At 32.0% G+C, this 17,134-nt stretch carries 18 protein-coding genes and 3 pseudogenes; 9 read left to right on the top strand and 12 right to left on the bottom strand.

Translation table 11 applies throughout. The features are described from left to right. Positions 1-182 precede the first annotated feature (182 nt). The 5 genes and pseudogenes from ABH957_RS11765 (at position 183) to ABH957_RS11745 (ending at position 3,990) form a co-directional block, all read left to right on the top strand. Positions 183-1,391, top strand: a complete 1,209-nt coding sequence (locus ABH957_RS11765) for an L-lactate MFS transporter (RefSeq protein ID WP_113936390.1) — start codon at positions 183-185, stop codon at positions 1,389-1,391. Positions 1,392-1,580: 189 nt separating this feature from the next. Then, complete coding sequence (locus ABH957_RS11760; protein ID WP_016101906.1) at positions 1,581-2,024, top strand: NUDIX hydrolase; 444 nt, start codon at positions 1,581-1,583, stop codon at positions 2,022-2,024. 30 nt (positions 2,025-2,054) lie between these two features. Further along, complete coding sequence (gene dnaN / locus ABH957_RS11755; protein WP_088039470.1) at positions 2,055-3,185, top strand: DNA polymerase III subunit beta; 1,131 nt, start codon at positions 2,055-2,057, stop codon at positions 3,183-3,185. Between the two features lie 22 nt (positions 3,186-3,207). Continuing rightward, positions 3,208-3,705: pseudogene (locus ABH957_RS11750) on the top strand (NUDIX hydrolase). 39 nt (positions 3,706-3,744) lie between these two features. Beyond that, positions 3,745-3,990, top strand: coding sequence for a hypothetical protein (locus tag ABH957_RS11745; RefSeq protein WP_404447754.1), 246 nt, complete (start codon positions 3,745-3,747; stop codon positions 3,988-3,990). A gap of 58 nt (positions 3,991-4,048) precedes the next feature. Here the strand turns inward: ABH957_RS11745 and ABH957_RS11740 are convergent, their stop codons facing one another. After that, complete coding sequence (locus ABH957_RS11740; protein WP_404511276.1) at positions 4,049-5,011, bottom strand: MBL fold metallo-hydrolase; 963 nt, start codon at positions 5,009-5,011, stop codon at positions 4,049-4,051. Between the two features lie 506 nt (positions 5,012-5,517). Between ABH957_RS11740 and ABH957_RS11735 the strand changes: the two genes are divergently transcribed. The 3 genes from ABH957_RS11735 to ABH957_RS11725 all read left to right on the top strand — a co-directional run bounded on the left by ABH957_RS11735 (position 5,518) and on the right by ABH957_RS11725 (position 7,440). Then, the gene (locus tag ABH957_RS11735; RefSeq protein ID WP_404511274.1) at positions 5,518-6,351 is read left to right on the top strand and encodes a hypothetical protein; all 834 of its coding nucleotides are present in this window, start codon (positions 5,518-5,520) and stop codon (positions 6,349-6,351) included. A gap of 48 nt (positions 6,352-6,399) precedes the next feature. Further along, positions 6,400-6,972 carry a histidine phosphatase family protein gene (locus tag ABH957_RS11730; protein ID WP_404511272.1) on the top strand — a complete coding sequence of 191 codons (573 nt, stop codon included), beginning with the start codon at positions 6,400-6,402 and terminating at the stop codon, positions 6,970-6,972. Positions 6,973-7,044: 72 nt separating this feature from the next. Then, complete coding sequence (locus tag ABH957_RS11725) at positions 7,045-7,440, top strand: RidA family protein (RefSeq protein ID WP_404511270.1); 396 nt, start codon at positions 7,045-7,047, stop codon at positions 7,438-7,440. 710 nt (positions 7,441-8,150) lie between these two features. Here ABH957_RS11725 and ABH957_RS11720 read toward each other — a convergent pair. The 6 genes and pseudogenes from ABH957_RS11720 to ABH957_RS11695 form a co-directional block, all read right to left on the bottom strand. Next, complete coding sequence (locus ABH957_RS11720; protein ID WP_113936395.1) at positions 8,151-8,966, bottom strand: YwqG family protein; 816 nt, start codon at positions 8,964-8,966, stop codon at positions 8,151-8,153. A 77-nt stretch (positions 8,967-9,043) separates the two neighbouring features. After that, positions 9,044-9,451, bottom strand: coding sequence for a DnaJ family domain-containing protein (locus ABH957_RS11715; protein ID WP_113936396.1), 408 nt, complete (start codon positions 9,449-9,451; stop codon positions 9,044-9,046). 21 nt (positions 9,452-9,472) lie between these two features. After that, positions 9,473-10,669 (bottom strand): annotated as a pseudogene (locus tag ABH957_RS11710) (alpha/beta hydrolase-fold protein). A gap of 79 nt (positions 10,670-10,748) precedes the next feature. Then, the gene (locus ABH957_RS11705) at positions 10,749-11,114 is read right to left on the bottom strand and encodes a hypothetical protein (RefSeq protein WP_404453757.1); all 366 of its coding nucleotides are present in this window, start codon (positions 11,112-11,114) and stop codon (positions 10,749-10,751) included. 280 nt (positions 11,115-11,394) lie between these two features. Next, positions 11,395-11,740, bottom strand: a pseudogene (locus ABH957_RS11700) (YxiJ-like family protein). 12 nt (positions 11,741-11,752) lie between these two features. Then, on the bottom strand, positions 11,753-12,604 hold the full coding sequence (locus tag ABH957_RS11695; RefSeq protein ID WP_242245601.1) for a patatin-like phospholipase family protein: 852 nt from the start codon (positions 12,602-12,604) through the stop codon (positions 11,753-11,755). 179 nt (positions 12,605-12,783) lie between these two features. On the opposite strand from ABH957_RS11695, the gene ABH957_RS11690 reads away from it, so the two are divergent. Then, positions 12,784-13,161: a PH domain-containing protein gene (locus ABH957_RS11690; protein ID WP_404511268.1), complete on the top strand. Its 378-nt coding sequence runs from the start codon at positions 12,784-12,786 to the stop codon at positions 13,159-13,161. A 121-nt stretch (positions 13,162-13,282) separates the two neighbouring features. On the opposite strand, the gene ABH957_RS11685 is transcribed toward ABH957_RS11690, so the two are convergent. From ABH957_RS11685 to ABH957_RS11665, 5 genes are all read right to left on the bottom strand, one after another. After that, positions 13,283-13,807, bottom strand: a complete 525-nt coding sequence (locus tag ABH957_RS11685) for a GNAT family N-acetyltransferase (protein WP_404453760.1) — start codon at positions 13,805-13,807, stop codon at positions 13,283-13,285. Further along, complete coding sequence (locus ABH957_RS11680) at positions 13,747-14,268, bottom strand: YfiT family bacillithiol transferase (RefSeq protein ID WP_404511266.1); 522 nt, start codon at positions 14,266-14,268, stop codon at positions 13,747-13,749. The genes ABH957_RS11685 and ABH957_RS11680 overlap by 61 nt, the downstream gene beginning before the upstream one ends. A gap of 23 nt (positions 14,269-14,291) precedes the next feature. Next, complete coding sequence (locus ABH957_RS11675; RefSeq protein ID WP_404447778.1) at positions 14,292-14,813, bottom strand: GNAT family N-acetyltransferase; 522 nt, start codon at positions 14,811-14,813, stop codon at positions 14,292-14,294. Positions 14,814-14,876: 63 nt separating this feature from the next. Next, the gene (locus ABH957_RS11670) at positions 14,877-16,199 is read right to left on the bottom strand and encodes an NAD(P)-binding protein (RefSeq protein ID WP_404511264.1); all 1,323 of its coding nucleotides are present in this window, start codon (positions 16,197-16,199) and stop codon (positions 14,877-14,879) included. Positions 16,200-16,270: 71 nt separating this feature from the next. Then, positions 16,271-17,050: an undecaprenyl-diphosphate phosphatase gene (locus ABH957_RS11665; RefSeq protein WP_002065719.1), complete on the bottom strand. Its 780-nt coding sequence runs from the start codon at positions 17,048-17,050 to the stop codon at positions 16,271-16,273. Between the last annotated feature and the right edge of the window lie 84 nt (positions 17,051-17,134).

Below are 17,134 nucleotides of genomic sequence, written 5' to 3'. Positions count from 1 at the left end.
TGTCTTATCTTAACAAAGCTTTCTTTAAATGCTGTATATAACCTACAAAAAGGCACTTCTTGATGAAGTGTCTTTTTGTGTAAGCTAACTCAATTTCCATTTTCCGTACAGTATCTTGCAATTTATCATGGATATACTAACTGTGAAAATTCATGTCATGATAAAAGAAGGGGACAGTTAGCATGAAACAAACATCTATAAATCCATTGCTAATTGTTCTAGGTACAATCATTGTTCAAATTGGCCTAGGAACAATTTACACATGGAGTTTATTTAATCAACCCCTTGTAAGTAAGTTTGGATGGAATCTCAATTCAGTCGCGATCACGTTCTCAATTACGAGTTTTTCTTTATCATTCTCAACTCTATTTGCAGGAAAGCTACAACAAAAATTTGGACTTCGTAAACTTATCGCTACTGCAGGAATTGTTTTAGGACTCGGTTTAATACTTAGTTCACAAGTTTCCTCATTACCATTACTTTATTTATTAGCCGGTGTTGTCGTTGGATACGCTGATGGAACAGCATATATTACATCACTATCTAATTTAATTAAATGGTTTCCAAACCGTAAAGGGCTTATTTCTGGTATATCTGTTTCAGCATATGGAATGGGAAGCTTAATTTTTAGATATGTAAACGGAAATCTTATCGATAGTCTTGGTGTATCACAAGCATTTTTATATTGGGGTATTATCGTCTTACTTTTAGTATTAATCGGATCGTTCTTCTTACGTGAAGCAATTGTAAGTAACACTACGGCTGAAACATTACACAATGACTATACTCCGCGTGAAATGATGCGCACTAAACAAGTATATTTCTTGTTTTTTATGCTATTCACTTCCTGTATGGGTGGTTTATATTTAATCGGTATGGTAAAAGACATTGGGGTGCAGCTCGTTGGTCTTAGTACAGCGACGGCCGCTAATGCCGTCGCAATGATTGCAATCTTTAATACAATAGGTAGAATTATTCTTGGAACGTTATCAGATAAAATAGGTCGATTAAAAATCGTCTCGGCTACATTTATTATTATTGGATTATCCGTCTTCACTTTAAGTTTTATTCCACTAAATTACGGGATTTATTTTGCTTGTGTAGCAAGTGTCGCCTTTTGCTTTGGTGGTAATATCACTATATTCCCAGCCATTGTCGGGGATTTCTTCGGATTAAAAAACCATAGTACAAACTACGGGATTGTTTACCAAGGTTTCGGATTTGGTGCACTTGCAGGATCATTCATTGGAGCACTACTTGGAGGGTTTCAACCAACCTTCATTACAATCGGTGTTTTAAGTATTATATCATTCGTTATCTCTATATTAATTCGCCCTCCAAATGCAGAAAAGAAGAAGGAAATAAAACAGTTAAATCGAAAAATAGCTTAATGCTAAGAAAGAGTCCTTATGCTAGGGCTCTTTTTCATTACAGCATAATGTATAAACAATGGATGCCATTCAAAAAATCTAATTCGTTTCGTATTAGTTATTTACTCAAATTACTTTTTATGAATCCAAGCAATTTAATGATAGAATAAAATAAAGACAGAAAATTCTCGCCATTCAAGGGGGTTACATATGAAAAAAGTAAATGTTACATACGCACTTCTATATGATGAAACTCATGAAAAGCTATTAATGGTTAAAAACAAAGGGGAAAATGGTTCTTATTACACTTTACCAGGTGGAGCAGTTAAATTCGGGGAAACGTTAGAAGAGGCAGCAATTCGTGAAGTGAAAGAAGAAACAGGGCTAGATATATCCGTAAAAGGGGTTTGTTCCATTAGTGAAGCCTTTTTTGAGGAGAGAGGACATCATGCAATCTTCTTTAATTTTTTAGGAGAAATAATCGGAGGGGAAATCTGTATATCACGGCCAAAAGAGATTGAGGAGATTACCTGGATGGAATTAGATTCAGCAGAACCTTATTTACGTATACCAGAACACTTAAAAAGCCTTTTACAAAAGAAAGAAACAGTTCCTTATATTTTTAATGGAACTATTATTCATCAATCTTCATAAAGATAGTATTTCATTTAAGGCGGGGGAAAAATGGAGTTTATCGTTAATCACAAACAATTTACACAAGCTCTTTCAGAAGTAAGTAAAGCTATCTCAACAAAAACTTTAATTCCTATATTATCCGGAATAAAGATAACAGCAGATCAATCTGGAATTACTTTAATCGCAAGTAATTCGAATATTTTCATTGAAAAATTTATACCTATTTCAATTGAAGACGAACAAATTACAACTATTTTAAAAGCAGGGAGTATTGTTGTACCAGCAAAGTATTTCATTGAAATTATTAAGAAAATGCCAAGTGAGATTTTAATAAAAAGTATGAATGAGCAGTTGATTACAATTCAATCAGATGAAATTACTTTAAACTTAAATGGACTCTCGGCAAATGAATTTCCTAATGTACCATTTTTAGACGCACATACAGAAATACAAGTAGAAACGGAACAGCTGATTGAGGTATTCAAACAAACTGTCTTTGCAACTGCTAAAAATGAATCTAGACCAGTTCTTACTGGCGTACATTTCGTTATTGATCATAACAAATTAATTTGTGCTGCTACTGATTCGCACAGACTGGCTTTACGTGAAATACCCATTTCTTCACATGCGAAATTAAATTGCATTGTACCAAATTCGACTATTAGTGAACTACTAAAATTAATGAACAGTAATTCAAATTTAGTATACATATATCTTTCAGAGAGTCACATTATTTTTAAATTCAGTACAATTACGTTGTATTCAAGGCTTATTGAAGGAAAATATCCTAATATATCCGGCCTAATTCCAAATGAATCCCAAACGGTTATTAATATAGATAGAAAAAAGATTTTACAAGGTGTAGATCGGTCAAGTTTATTGGCTAGTGAATGGGCAAACAACAACGTTAACTTAGAAATCATCGACGAATGCACAATACAAATCTCTTCTAACGCTTCTCAGATTGGTAAAATATCTGAGACACAACAAATAGATGCTATTCACGGCGAAAAGCAATTAAATATATCTTTCGATGGACGATATATGGTCGATACTTTAAAAGCAATAAAAGAAGATAGAGTTACTTTAAGTTTTGGCGGTTCCATGAGACCGATATTAATTGAAGCAGGTGAACAATCTGCAGCAGTATATTTAATATCACCTGTTAGAACTTATTGAGAACAAAGGAAGGAATTAAATTATATACAAGCACACTTTATGTTTTATAAAAAGAAATGAAGAAATACTTATGCTAAATAGAGAATATGATCCTGTAAAAGGATTATGGAACGGTGTAGGAGGGAAGATATAAAAAGGAGAAACACCGTTAGAAAATGCAATTCGTGAAATAAAAGAAGAAACAAATATAGATGTTGAACAAAATCAAATTCAATTTAAAGGCATTATTAAATGGGAGGATTCCTCATATTCTGGTGGCATGTATGTCTATTTAGTAGAGCTACTTAATGAATTTACATATCACACTCCAAAAAAAGTCTCAGAAGGAATTCTAGATTGGAAAGAGGTATCTTGGATTCTAAGTGACTATAATTACGGCGTAGGAGAGATGATACCTAAATTTTTAACTGAAGTACTTTATAATGAATTAATATTAGAGCACTCTTGCGTTTTATCAAATCATAAATTAGTAGAGTATAAGAATAAAGAATTAGCTAAGCAGACCAGCATAGTAAAGTAGTAATTAGGGTAGATTAGTATGTAATAGAAGGAGGAGCTCATGAAAAAAGGAAATCACTTATTTTGGATATATATAACTAGTGTTACTATTATAATACCCTTGATTATTTACTTAGCATTGGCAACCTCTAGCGAAAAAGATACTCTTACTCAAGTGAAAAAAGCCCCCAATATCCCATCTGCTATTCAAGATTCAAACGATATAGAAGACCCTACAGGATATTGGACAACAGAGAAGATGAAAAATGAAATTCCAGTAGATAAAACAAAAAATTTTAATAGATGAGTCATAAATGAATAAAAAGCGAACCATCAATATTAAATTGGTTCGCTTTTTATTATACTTACACTTCTCGCCACCAAGCAGCCGTAGGATAATCTTTAGATTGTAACGCAATAGCTTCACCGATTTGTGGCGTTGCAATATTAACCCCTAAACGATTTGCTTCTTTCGTAACACGTTCAATAGGATCACTCCATTCATGTAATGCTAACGTAAAAGCACCCCAATGAATAGGAACAAGCAATTCTCCTTTAACGTCAATATGAGCTTGTACTGTTTCTTCTGGCAACATATGAATTGCAGACCATCTCGTATCGTATTGCCCGCATTCCATTAAAGTAAGATCGAATGGACCATATTTATTACCAATCTCCTTAAAGTGCGGAGCATAGCCACTATCACCGCTAAAGAAAACTTTCGTTTCTTGACCAATAATAAGCCATGAACACCATAAAGAACGATCTTTATCTGTCATACTTCGTCCAGAGAAATGCCTTGCAGGAGCGCAAACTAACTTAATATTATCAAACGTAATTTCATCCCACCAATTATGTTCACTAATTTTACTAGGTGAAATACCCCATTTAATAAGATATTGCGCAACTCCCGTTGGTACATAAAAGTGCTTTGCGCGATCTTTTAACTGCATAATACTCTTGTAATTTAAATGGTCATAGTGATTATGAGAAATGATAATCGCATCAATTTCTTGAAGTTCATCATGCTCTAAAGAAAAAGCACCACTATACCGCTTACTATTAAACACAGGAAATGGGGAAGAGGCATCTCCAAACATAGGGTCTAATAACAATTTTTTACCTTCTATTTTCAAAAGAGAAGCAGAGTGCCCAAACCATGTCACACTCTCTAAAGACTCATTATTTTTATTCGATAAAACAATAGGTAAATTCTTTACAGGACGCAGCTTTGTTTTCATTTTAAAGTAATCAGTCATTAAACCAATAATATCTTTCGGATTAAAACTTACATCAGTCGGAATTTGATTCATATATTTCTTTTTCATTAGTTCTCCTTTTTACGTTTAACAATATACGTATGTTGTTATTGTAGCTAATTGTAGTTTAAACTATATCATTTTACCTTTCATCTTAAATGCAGTACATTTCATAAATTCTTCAAATTTATTATTTATATATAAAAAATAGAATTCATTTAGCAGCAGCTAAAACTAATATTATGTATTTGTGAATTGTTTTGTTTAAGTAAATTCTTTCTTATAAACAACAAAGACCGTATGTTTCTTTATATGTTATAGAAGCAGATAGGTAACTAATTATCCACAGGAAGGAGAGTCTATAAATGCTTGAAGAAAGAAAAAAGAAGTCTAAATATAAACTATTAAATAGCAATAACTAAATATAAAATTCTAGATAACCTTAGTATAGGTATTAACATAGCTATACTAAGGTTTTTTATTTGAAATCATTAAAGGATACTTATTTTTATTTATAGAACATAGTAAATACATAGATTTTACAATTAAATTACTAAAAAAGGAGGGATTTTAAAATGCTTGCTAATTATACTCCGGATAAAATACTTAAAACAACTTATGAGACAAAAATGATTTCATCAGGTGACAATTATCCAACTCTAAAAATAAGCGGAACAAACCTTCAATATTTACTTGTAATGCTCCATCTGGGCATAAAATCAAATACTATAAAAACGAAGCTAAATTGGACTAACAAGGAATTCGAAAAACAAATGCACGCATTAGAACTAGAAGGTTTATTGAATGAGATAAAAGGGAGTTACTATCCAACATGTATGGTTATAACAGCTAATGAAGGAGAAAAACTGTATAACCTATGTGAGCCTCTAATTAAAACTGCACTTAACATAATTGAAAAGTATTCTAATCAAATTGATGCTATGTCTAAAAGAATCGAGACATTTAATCATTTATCTAAAGAATCGTATAGTCTTTTACTATATAGTGGTGTGTTATTAGATTTTGGACAAATAATTAACATTGAAGAAAACTATTTAGAAACAGAACGGCCTTTGAGAAACAATAAAAGATATTATTATGCGATTCTAGAACAAGAACAAACAGACAAAGAGGCCTTTGGAATGTATGGTAATACGTATTTAGATTTAGGAGAAGTTCAAATTGGCCTTTATAGAAACACACGATATACAACTTTGAATTTAATAACTGCGAATAAGGAAATACTTAAAGAATATTATGTAAGCAGCAGATACTCAATGGAAATAACCTATGAAGAATTTTTTATATGGTGGTATCACTTTTTCTATACAAAAGTAACTAATGAATTAATAAAACAAGACGTAATTAAAAGCAGTTCTCGAGGAAATCAAACATATATAATTCTTTAAACTGTATGTATAGAATTTAACTTCATATTGTAGCAGGAGGATACGTGTATGACTGTTATATGCTTAGTTAGGCACGGGGAAACTGAGTGGAATACTATTGGAAAGCTCCAAGGTCGTGAGAACATTAAGCTAAATAAAAATGGTATACAACAAGCTGAAAAATGCGGTTTGTATTTACGTAAAAAACAATGGGACATTATTATTTCTAGTCCTTTATCAAGAGCAAAGCACACAGCTGAAATCATAAATACATACATGTTAATACCAGTAGATCTTATTGAAATGGATAATTTTATAGAACGCGATTATGGTATGGCTTCAGGATTAACGACAGAAGAGCGAACGAAAATGTTTCCAAATCGTAATTATATAAATCAAGAACCAAGAAGATTTCTAAAAACAAGAATTATAACCGGTTTAAATATAATCCAGAAACAACACCCAAATAGTAAAGTTATTTTAGTTACTCATAGCGCTGTCATAAACACAATTCTTGCTCTTATATCCAATAATAAAATAGGCTCAGGAAAAACAAAACTTTTTACTGCTTGTATCAGTAGCATCTATTACCATCAAGAGCAATGGAAAATAAGTGAATACAACAAAATAGATCATTTGTGAACAGATAATAGTTCAGGAACTAATTAGAATTAAGATATACATAAAATATGATATCAAAAGGAGAGAAGTACATTGCAAAAGAAATTTATCAATCCAGAAACAATGCCAGCAACCTTTGGATACTCACATGTAGTTGAAGTTAGTAACGCTAAACGAACAATTTACATATCTGGACAAGTAGCGATCAATACTGATGGTCAAATAGTTGGCATTGATGATTTAGCTACACAAACGCGACAAGTATTCGAAAATATTAAAAGCGCATTAGAAACTTCGGAACTAAAATTTAATGATGTAGTAAAATTAACATTTTTCTTAACAGATATTTCTCAAATGGCCATTGTTAGAGATGTTCGAGATCAATACATTGATACTAAGAATCCACCAGCAAGTTCAGCTGTAGAAGTTAACAAATTGATTAACAATAAATTATTAATCGAAATCGAAGCAATTGCTGTAGCAAACTAATTTTAAAAACTTATTCTTAATCATATCAACGCAATTCGTTCACTTTAAACGAATTGCGTTTTTTATTAACTAAAATATAAATTATACACGGAAACATTCTTATCAATAACACAACATAAATAACTTAAAAAACAAATAACCACAAAATCTACAACACAGTATGAACCCAATTAAAAAGGGGAGACTAACAACCACAACTAACATATAATAAGTTTATTACTTTTTACTAGTTAACATAATATATATTATACGAAGTTGCATAGAGTAAGTGTTTACCTGTATCAAAAACCAAGTAAACTATACTTAATGAGACGAAACGGGTATTTTTAATGAGATTCACATAAAATCTTATCTAAATGAATTTCTACAGTTTTTATCGTTTATTTTGCTATAAATTAATCACAGCAAATCTTAATCGATTGATTATCGTTTAACGAGCCAAAAATAATTTTGATTAGCACGGAATTTTTTTATGCGAAATAAATTTTTCTATACAAATGATAAATTTCATTTTATGTTTTGCTTTATAGATTTATTGCTAATTATATATGTTTTATTATTTTATATTTTTATTGTTATTTCTTTTATTTACGCTTGACTTTCATTGGATTCTTCATTCTAGTTAACATAACGTTTATTTTTAACGTAAAAAAATCCTCCTCACCTTCAGGAAGATTTCTTTTGCTAGCTAGTAATCCATTTATCTATTTTTAGTAACAATCCCAATTGTAAATAACATTGGAAAAATCTAGGTTTAATAAATCTTCCTTACGTGTAAAGAAATTAGCAACACCAGAATCTCCCCACATAATATTTAATGAATCATCTGTATCGATTTGTAACAATAATATATCGTGTTGTTGGTATTTTTCTTCCCATTCCCTCGGATCTGTCTGTGTGAAAAATGGATAACCGCCAATTTTATGCCCTTGATCTTCGTATAGATCATCATACAGTTCGCCTAATTTTGTTTTATTTTCTTCATCAACAATTTCTTCCCAATCAATGTTTTCCTTAAAAATTTTTTCAAATCGATAATCTCTTGATGTTACTGGTTGATAATCCAATTCAAACTTTAGTTTAGCTGCTTCAGGTATGATAAAATGCTCTAAATCTAAAGTGTTTAAATAACTAAAATCAGTAATAACCTTAGTTAAATCTTCCGTTATTGTAGAATGATAAATAATTCGAAAGTCTTTTTGGCTAGTTGGATGGTCAAAATCTATTCCAAAAAGTTCATCATCAGCACTTACGAAAAATTGTAATAGTCCCTTTTGAGGCATAGTGTCAATATGCGGCATTTCTTCAAAGTTTAACTGCGCAAGTAGCATCATAGGTTGTCCGTTCGAGTCTTTAGGATGCTCTTGATTTATAGGTACATACGGATAGCCACCAAACTTACTTTCAAAAAGAGTTGTTTCTGCTTGCGTTCCAGACACTTTAATATACGGTTTCACACTTTCTTCTAAAATACTTCGATACTGCTCTAGTTCTTTCGGTAATTGAAGCTGATACGTATTCTTCATTTCTTCTGCCTCCCTTTAAAGATAAATAATAAATGCCTACCTCAATTATATTGCAAAAGATGGTTTCATTAAAAAAGCTAAAAATCCGTTTTAACCCTCATTTTTTGCGCACTTGGCGGACAAAGTAAATTATGTTCTGAGACCTTTTTATTAATAGTTGTAATTAACATAGCTGCTTCTGCATTATCCGTTAGTTCTTTTAAATTTTCTTTTAGATGATCTATTTCCTTTGAAAGTTCAATCCACCTAGGCAAAACATGATTATTTTTCAAAGTTCTATAAAGTTGCTTGTCAGGATTATACGAAAGATCTTTATCAAGATTAAGAGGTTTCCCTTTCCCAGGTAAATCATTAAACGCTCCTGTCTTTTCTGCCTGTTTAACGATAGAACTAATATGATCCTCATACGTGAACGACCAAACTTTTTCATCTTTAACTAAAATTTCTTGTTTTTTAAGTTTTTTATCTAGCTCATCTTGATTCATAGATTCTCTCTCCTTTTTATTTTATAGTGTGGTTTTTGTATGTTTTAATGCTCTCAATCCATCAAACAACTTTTCTCGCCACCAAACACTGTCATGACCGCCTTGAAACTCTTCATAAGTCATTTGGTATCCCTTATCTTTTAAAGCTCTATATAAGCGCTTATTAGCCGTTAAAAGAGGTTCGTTTTCAAGTTGTCCTGCTGCCAAATAAAAATGAGGTTGAGACGTATTAGGATTTATAGATGTAATTTGATTTTCAATCCACGGAATTTTATTTTCAAAGCCATCCTTTTTCCAATGTACGGATCCAGACATTGACAACACATTCCCGAAAATATGTGGATTTTGAAGAGCTGCATAAAAAGCTGCTAAGCCACCGAGACTGAAACCGGCAATTGTTGTATTCCTCTCTTCTTGATATACGTGATACTTAGCTTGAATCCACGGAAGTAATTCCTCCGTTAAAAATGTATTCATTTTATCGTTATAGGTTAGCTCTTCTAGCCGATCAACAGGATCTATAGCAACAGCTATACAAGACGGAATTTCTTTTTTTTAAATTAAATAATTGAGTGTTCTTGTGATTGAAAGGTCTTTAATAAAAGAATTCCCATCAAATACAATGAGAAGTTCATGAAGGTGTGAAGTTTGAGAATAATTATGAGGAGTATAAATATGAATCTTACGTGTATTATTTAAAGTTGAACTATAGAAAGAATATGTTTCAATTTCTCCAGATGGATAATGATTAGAAGAAAATCGACTATCATACGGCACTTTCATATCTATTTCTAACACGGATGCTTTATTGGCATCTTCTCCAAATACATTTCCATTAAATCGGTCTAGTCGGTACTGCTCACTACGCTTTATCCAATCATTTTCGAAAAAATCATTTACTGAAAAATAGTAAGTTGAAATAAAACGCTTATCCGTTCTAAACGTTCGATACCAAATATCTGTATGTAACAACCTTTGCAATTGATTTACAGACAGATCCCAACCAGGAAAACTACCGAATACATAGACGTTTTCAGTTATTTGATCCCCTAGCCAAATATACGTTATAAGCTTATACCGATTATCTACTGGACACTGTTCTATTAATGGCGTATTATTTGACTTTATTTCATACAAAAAAGTATAAAAAGCTTTCTCGTTTCCCTTTTTTAATTGATTATTCAGTTCCTCTAACTTTGGACTAATTATTGAAGTCATCCATCTTCCTCCTTTGAATTTCTTTTCACTAGATTGCTTTTATAAAATTTAGGATTAGGATGTTATTTATTTAGATGAGTTATTTATTAGAAAGTTTATCAATTGCCTGAATAGAAAGCTCCAACGCTTTTATCCGTCTTGTTAAAAGCGTTCTTTGAGGACTACCATCTTTAGACTTATCATAGGCTCTCTCAATTGATGGAAGCAAACCAGCAAGAACATTACGAGCTTCTTCTAACTCTTCTTGGCTATACCGATGACTTTCTTGATTCCACACGTTCTCTAACACTGCTAGCCCTATGCAAACGGCTTTAAGCCTTTTTTTCACTAAGGTAGTATTTGCTCCTTTTTGAGTCATCTGTGAAAAAGCATTTTCAAGTTTACGAATTGTCGATTGTAAAGATTTTATTGATTCCAATTTATCTATATTTGACACGTTTTCCATGTTAGTGCTGTCCCTTCTGCGTTTCTAATTTATTTTGTTTAATGTTTGATAAAATCGTTAAGAACTTGATTTCACTCGAAATATTTTAACATAAATAACTATATTCAAGTTGGACAATAACTTAAAGGAAAACGGCTACTAAACTTATTCTCCCTCCCTTACATCATTCTATATATAGTTCTTTCTTCTCATTAGAATTCCTATATAAACAAGTTGATAATATTGTATATTTTATGAACTAAAAAAACGCACAAGCTATTTAACCTGTGCGTCTTCGTCTTTATTCAGTAAGATAGTAAAGTAATAGTTTCCGGGCCTTGTCATAATTCATGAAATCTCTATACAAAATGGGATACTTCACAATTTCTGTTTCTATAAAACGATTTCCTTAGCCACTTAATTTGCTGAAACGTAATATTCTCTTCGTTTTCATTTAGTACAGAATTTAAAGTTGCTGCTGTATGCATCCAATAATAATTAAAATCAGCATTTATCACGTCATCTTCTGTAAATTTACTTTTTAAGTCTCGCTGCAATTTTCCTGTAGCACGATACGGAAACGGTTTATGCAGAGGACTATGCATTTTCTGCAATTCATTAAAAATAACCTTTTTTCCTAATATCAACGTCCCACCCCTTTATTTCTCCATCCAATTCAATAAATTTTCATAATGATTATGAGCATCCTTATACCCAAGATTATATAAATTAACGAGCTTTTCTTTATTTCTTTCTATTCCGCTTATAGGAAGCTGTGCGCTTGGCTGAATTACGTAAAAATTATCTTTTTGTTCGTTGTGATTCATATAAGATACAGTTTCATTATAAAAACGATAATGTTCTACTAAATGCTCTGCGATTTTTGGATATCTTCTATATAAAATTTTAGCTAGTCCAGAAAATTTATTACGCTGCTTCTCGTATCCTTCTGGCTTTGTCATTATAACAACGTTTTTTAAATAACCATCATTTTGCGCTTTAAAAACTGGAATAGGATCTATAATCCCTCCATCTAACAATTTTCGATTATCATATTCTACAGCAGGTGCTATAAACGGCACAGAGCTTGATGCACGAATAATTTTTAAAATATCATTTCCATGTTCTGTTTTATTATAATAAACTGCCTGTCCTGATTCGCAATCAGTCGTTCCGATTACAAACTGTTCATTTGAATTTAGGAAAGTTTGAAAATCAAACGGCACAATTTTGTTTGGTACTTCATCAAATAAAAAATCCATTCCAAATAATTCACGTTTTTGAATTAAGTTTCGATAAGATATATACCTGTGATCTGCTACTAGCTCTGTATTTACTTTCTTATTTCTTCCTTTTTGACGCGACAAATATGTTGCTCCCATACACGCTCCAGCGGATACACCGACTACATACGGAAAGAATAAGTCCCTTTCCATAAAATATTCGAGTACTCCTGCAGTATATAACCCTTTCATTCCGCCGCCTTCTAATACTAAACCGATATTTTTCATGCTATATCCCTCTGCTTCTGTTTTCTTAATTATATGTTAGCACAAGATTTTAGGATGAGGTTATATAAATTGGTTGCAATAATAACAAAAAACTATTGAAGCAATGTCATAATCTATTAGTCATTCGCATGGTACAATATAAGAAACTCATTCCACATATTATAAAGGAGGAATTTCATATGGGTTTATTTAGTGGTATTTTAGGAAATGCATCAAGTGCGAGTACAGAAAGCGTTGAACGTGATTTAGAAAAGATTATGCTAGATGATGAAAAAGTTGAGCATGCTTATAAATTAATTCGTGATTTAATCGTATTTACAAATCGTCGTCTTATTTCAGTAGATAAACAAGGAATATCAGGTAAAAAAACAGAGTATCATTCTATTCCTTATAAAAGCATTACACAATTTAGCATTGAAACAGCTGGGCATTTTGATTTAGATGCAGAGCTTAAAATTTGGGTATCTAGTATGGATGATCCAATTACGAAAGAATTTAAAGGTGACGATAGTATTTTAAGCATTCAAAAAGCGTTAGTAACATATACGACGAAATAGTTCATTTTTGTATATTTATTCGAATTCAAAATTACTAACCCGGACTTTTTGGAAAAATATACATTTAAATTGTATATTTAATCTAAAACAGTACAAAAAGGTAAAGCATTTAAAATGTGCTTTACCTTTCTTTTTTATAATAAATTAAAGTTGCTTTATCATTTAATTTCTTTTTAAATTCCGTTCTTATATATCCCATCTTTTCGTATAGAAAGCAATTTCGCTCTTCCTCTAAAATTGTAGCAAGCTCCAAAGTCGTTATTTCCGGAAACATCTCCTCGATTAAAATTAATACTTTTTGAGCAATTCCGTTCCCTTGATAGTTTGGAATAATAAACATCGGGCTGATCCAAAATTTAGATGCCCCTTCTTTACGTGATATACATATCGCCCCGACAAGATTCATGTTTACGAAAATTTTATAAAATCCACCGTCCAGATTATTTATTCTTGAAATTGTTTTTTCAATAAGTTCATTTGCCGGACTTGTTTCATAGTCCTTATACTTTTCTAATAATGAACTAAATGATTCTACTTGCATTTGAAATATAATCTCTGCATCAATTTCTGTCGCCTTCTCTAATGTTACCAATTTAAACGCTCTCTTAAAGAAGTAATATGAGCTGTATGATGACGACCGTGCCATGCATATAGTCCAATTGCAGCAGCAAGTTTTGTTTCTCCTGATTCAGGATGATTAAATGTCTTTTCTAAATCTGCTGGTTCTAAAGAATATAATAAGTTAACCCATCTTTTATGTAATGAATCTAGCATTACAAGTGAAACATCTACTGGTAATTTTGAGTCAGGTAGCTCTGCCCATTTTTCTTCTTTGTACGGTTTAATAGTTGGATTCTTTTCTGTCAGTGCTAATTTAAAGCGTATATAGCTATTCATATGACTATCAACAACATGATGAACAACTTGACGAACAGTCCATCCACCGACGCGATACGGTGTATCTAACTGCTTCTGATCTAAATTTTTTATCGCTCTTGCTAGTTCATTAGGTAAATCCTCAATTTCTTGAATCCATTTATCAATTATTTCTTCTGTAATAGTTCCTACATAAGTAAAATGACCTATTGGATAACGTAAATCCTTCATGTACATGTCCCTCCCTATTATCTTTAACCCTTAGCGGTCCTCCAAATATAATGTACGAAATTTACGTTTTCCCCGTTTAAATCTACAGTAGTTGTCTCCGCTTCCTTTTCACGAGAAAATCCGTTCTTTTCTAATACAATTTGTGAAGCTATGTTATTTGTTGTTGTCATAGCATGTATTTCATTAATTTCATAGACTCTTGCTTGAGCCAAAATCAATTTTACAGATGCTGCTGCAACTCCTTTTTTAGTAAACTTCTCTCCAACTCGGTAGCCTAACGACCCAATTCGTTTTTCCTTATCTACATCAACTAAATTGATACGTCCTACAATTTCTTTTTCTGTATTACGTATGAGATGAAAATAAGAAATCCCCTCAGTTTGTTCTTTTAATAGTTCGTCAAGTTGCTTTTGAAAGTATTCATACACGTAATAATTAGAGCCACGACTTGGTACCATTGTTTCAAAAAATGATTTGTTCGTTAGTTCAAAGTTAAATAAATCTTCAGCGTCTTGATTCTTTAATTGTTCTATGTATATTTTCATCCCGTTTACCCCTTCTTGATTTACTAACTGTTATACATTCTTTTTTAACCGATAATTTTCCTGCTATTTCTTTCGCATCAGTAATACAGCGAGTAGCACTTTCGGATGAAATAGGTGAAATGGACTACGAATTAAATTCATCACTCTTACTAATCGAATATAAACGTCAGAGTCACTTGCAGATAGTTGATATATTTGTTTCGTATACCATAGCTGAAATTTTTGCTTTATCGTTAATTTTCTTTTTAGCTGAGGATGACGTGATATTTCCGTTGTAGTCATTTCCCAAGGAGTTTGTATGATATTAGCAGTTTCTTTATAAAACTGCTGTGTAAATGCTTTATCAAGCCTTTGTCTCCGTTGTAAAAGCAACTGCAATCGGTGAGCTTCCATAGCCGCAACTGAAACTCCTTGCCCGAAAACGGGATCAAAACGACATTGTGCATCTCCGACTACTAACAAGCCTTCTGGTAAATGATTAACTAAATCAAATCGCCGACGTACTTGATAAGGAATTTTGTACGTTTTGATATCTGAAATTGCCTCCGCTTTGTTTAGAAAATCTGTCACGTTAGGGATTGATAGATTTTCAGCGAAATCATAAAACTCATCATCTGTTTGTGGTGCTTTCTCATTTGCGTATCCACTGAAAGTAACAAAATAACGATTATTCTCAATCGTTTGAATAAGTACACCATACGGATTGTCCGGGAAACTTGGAGACATTAGCATATTACAGCAGTCTAATTTCTCATTTTCTTTGAGTTTAAACATTTTAGTTGCGTAGAATAAATCGATACGCACTTTCTCTTCTTGCACTTCGATATTGTATTCACGTAACCACGCTATACTTTTTGAACCGAATCCACTCGCATCAACAACAATATCTGCTTGAATTTCTTCTTGCATGCCAGTCTCTAAACACTTAGCTTTTACTCCACATACTTTGTTAAGCTTTCCATCTACTAATAACCCTTCAACCAATGTTCCAAACTGAGTTGTAATATTTGAAATTTGATGTATTCGTTTTTGAATATGCCATTCAATCAAAAGCCTACTTTGTTGAATCATATGCACTTCTCCTATGAATGGCTGTTTCCATAAACCAAATTGATGCCATTTTATATCACGAGTAAAGTTATTTACGATGCTGCCTGCTTCTATTAATTCATTAGTAATAGTAGGAAACAATTCCTCGATTGTATTTTCTCCGCCTTTTAATAACACATGAGGATGATTACTTTGTGGAACTCTTTTTCTCAAAGCTTTTCCATCCCATCTTTCACCGACTTCTATAATGATTACTTCTTTAAAAGAAGTTGATAATGCTTTTGCTGCGAGTTTTCCTGCTATACTTCCGCCAATAACGATAGCCTTATTAAACATATTTTCCCCCTTAATGAAAAAAGATCCTGCCTTGTATGAATGAAACAGGATCTAAACGAAGAATTACGAAATTAAAACACATGAGTAAATTGCAACGTTAAAATTAAAATACCTAATCCCCATACGTAATACGCGAATACTTTTAAGGAGTGACGTTTTAAATATTGAATCATCCATGAAACAGCTATGTAACCAAAAAACGCTGCTGATAACGTGCCGACAATTAAAGATGTACTAGAAATAGATTCTGCTTTCCCTTGATAAACATCTACAAATTGCAAAATGATAGCTCCAACAATGGCTGGAGTTGATAATAAAAAAGAAAAGTAAGCAGCCGTTTCACGGTCTAGCTTCCTCCATAATGCAGCCACGATTGTCATACCAGAACGGGAAATTGCCGGAAAAATAGCAGCCGCTTGAAATGAACCGATGATAAATGCATCTTTATATGTAATGTCATCCATTTTTTTACGACCATTTTTTTGTTTATCGGCCATATAGAGAAAGAAACCTGTCACTAAAAACTCCCATCCAATGGTAATACCTGTTTTTGAAATATCTTCAAAGAAGTCTTTAAATAACAATCCGATTACAACTGCAGGTATCGTCCCAACAATAAGTAATAACATTAGTTTTGAAAATGGATTTTTAATTAAGTATATAAATTCTTTTTTGTAATAAATAAACACTGCAAGCAAAGTCCCGATATGCAGCATCGTATCTAAAAATAATCCAGCTTCATCTAATTGAAACAAATGCCTTCCTAAATAAAGATGTCCTGTACTACTAATCGGCAAAAACTCTGTTAAACCTTGTATTATCCCTAATATAAAAGCTTCTAACCAATTCATGATGGTCCCCTTTCTCGTTTGCTTGTACCAATATATGAAGGTTCAATTTTCGATATGAAAAAAACTATTTTTCTCTATGAATTT

The organism is Bacillus sp. RC242 (genome assembly GCF_044908245.1).
GTDB classification, from domain to species: Bacteria; Bacillota; Bacilli; order Bacillales; family Bacillaceae_G; genus Bacillus_A; species Bacillus_A mycoides.
This window is presented reverse-complemented; position numbering and strand designations above follow the sequence as displayed.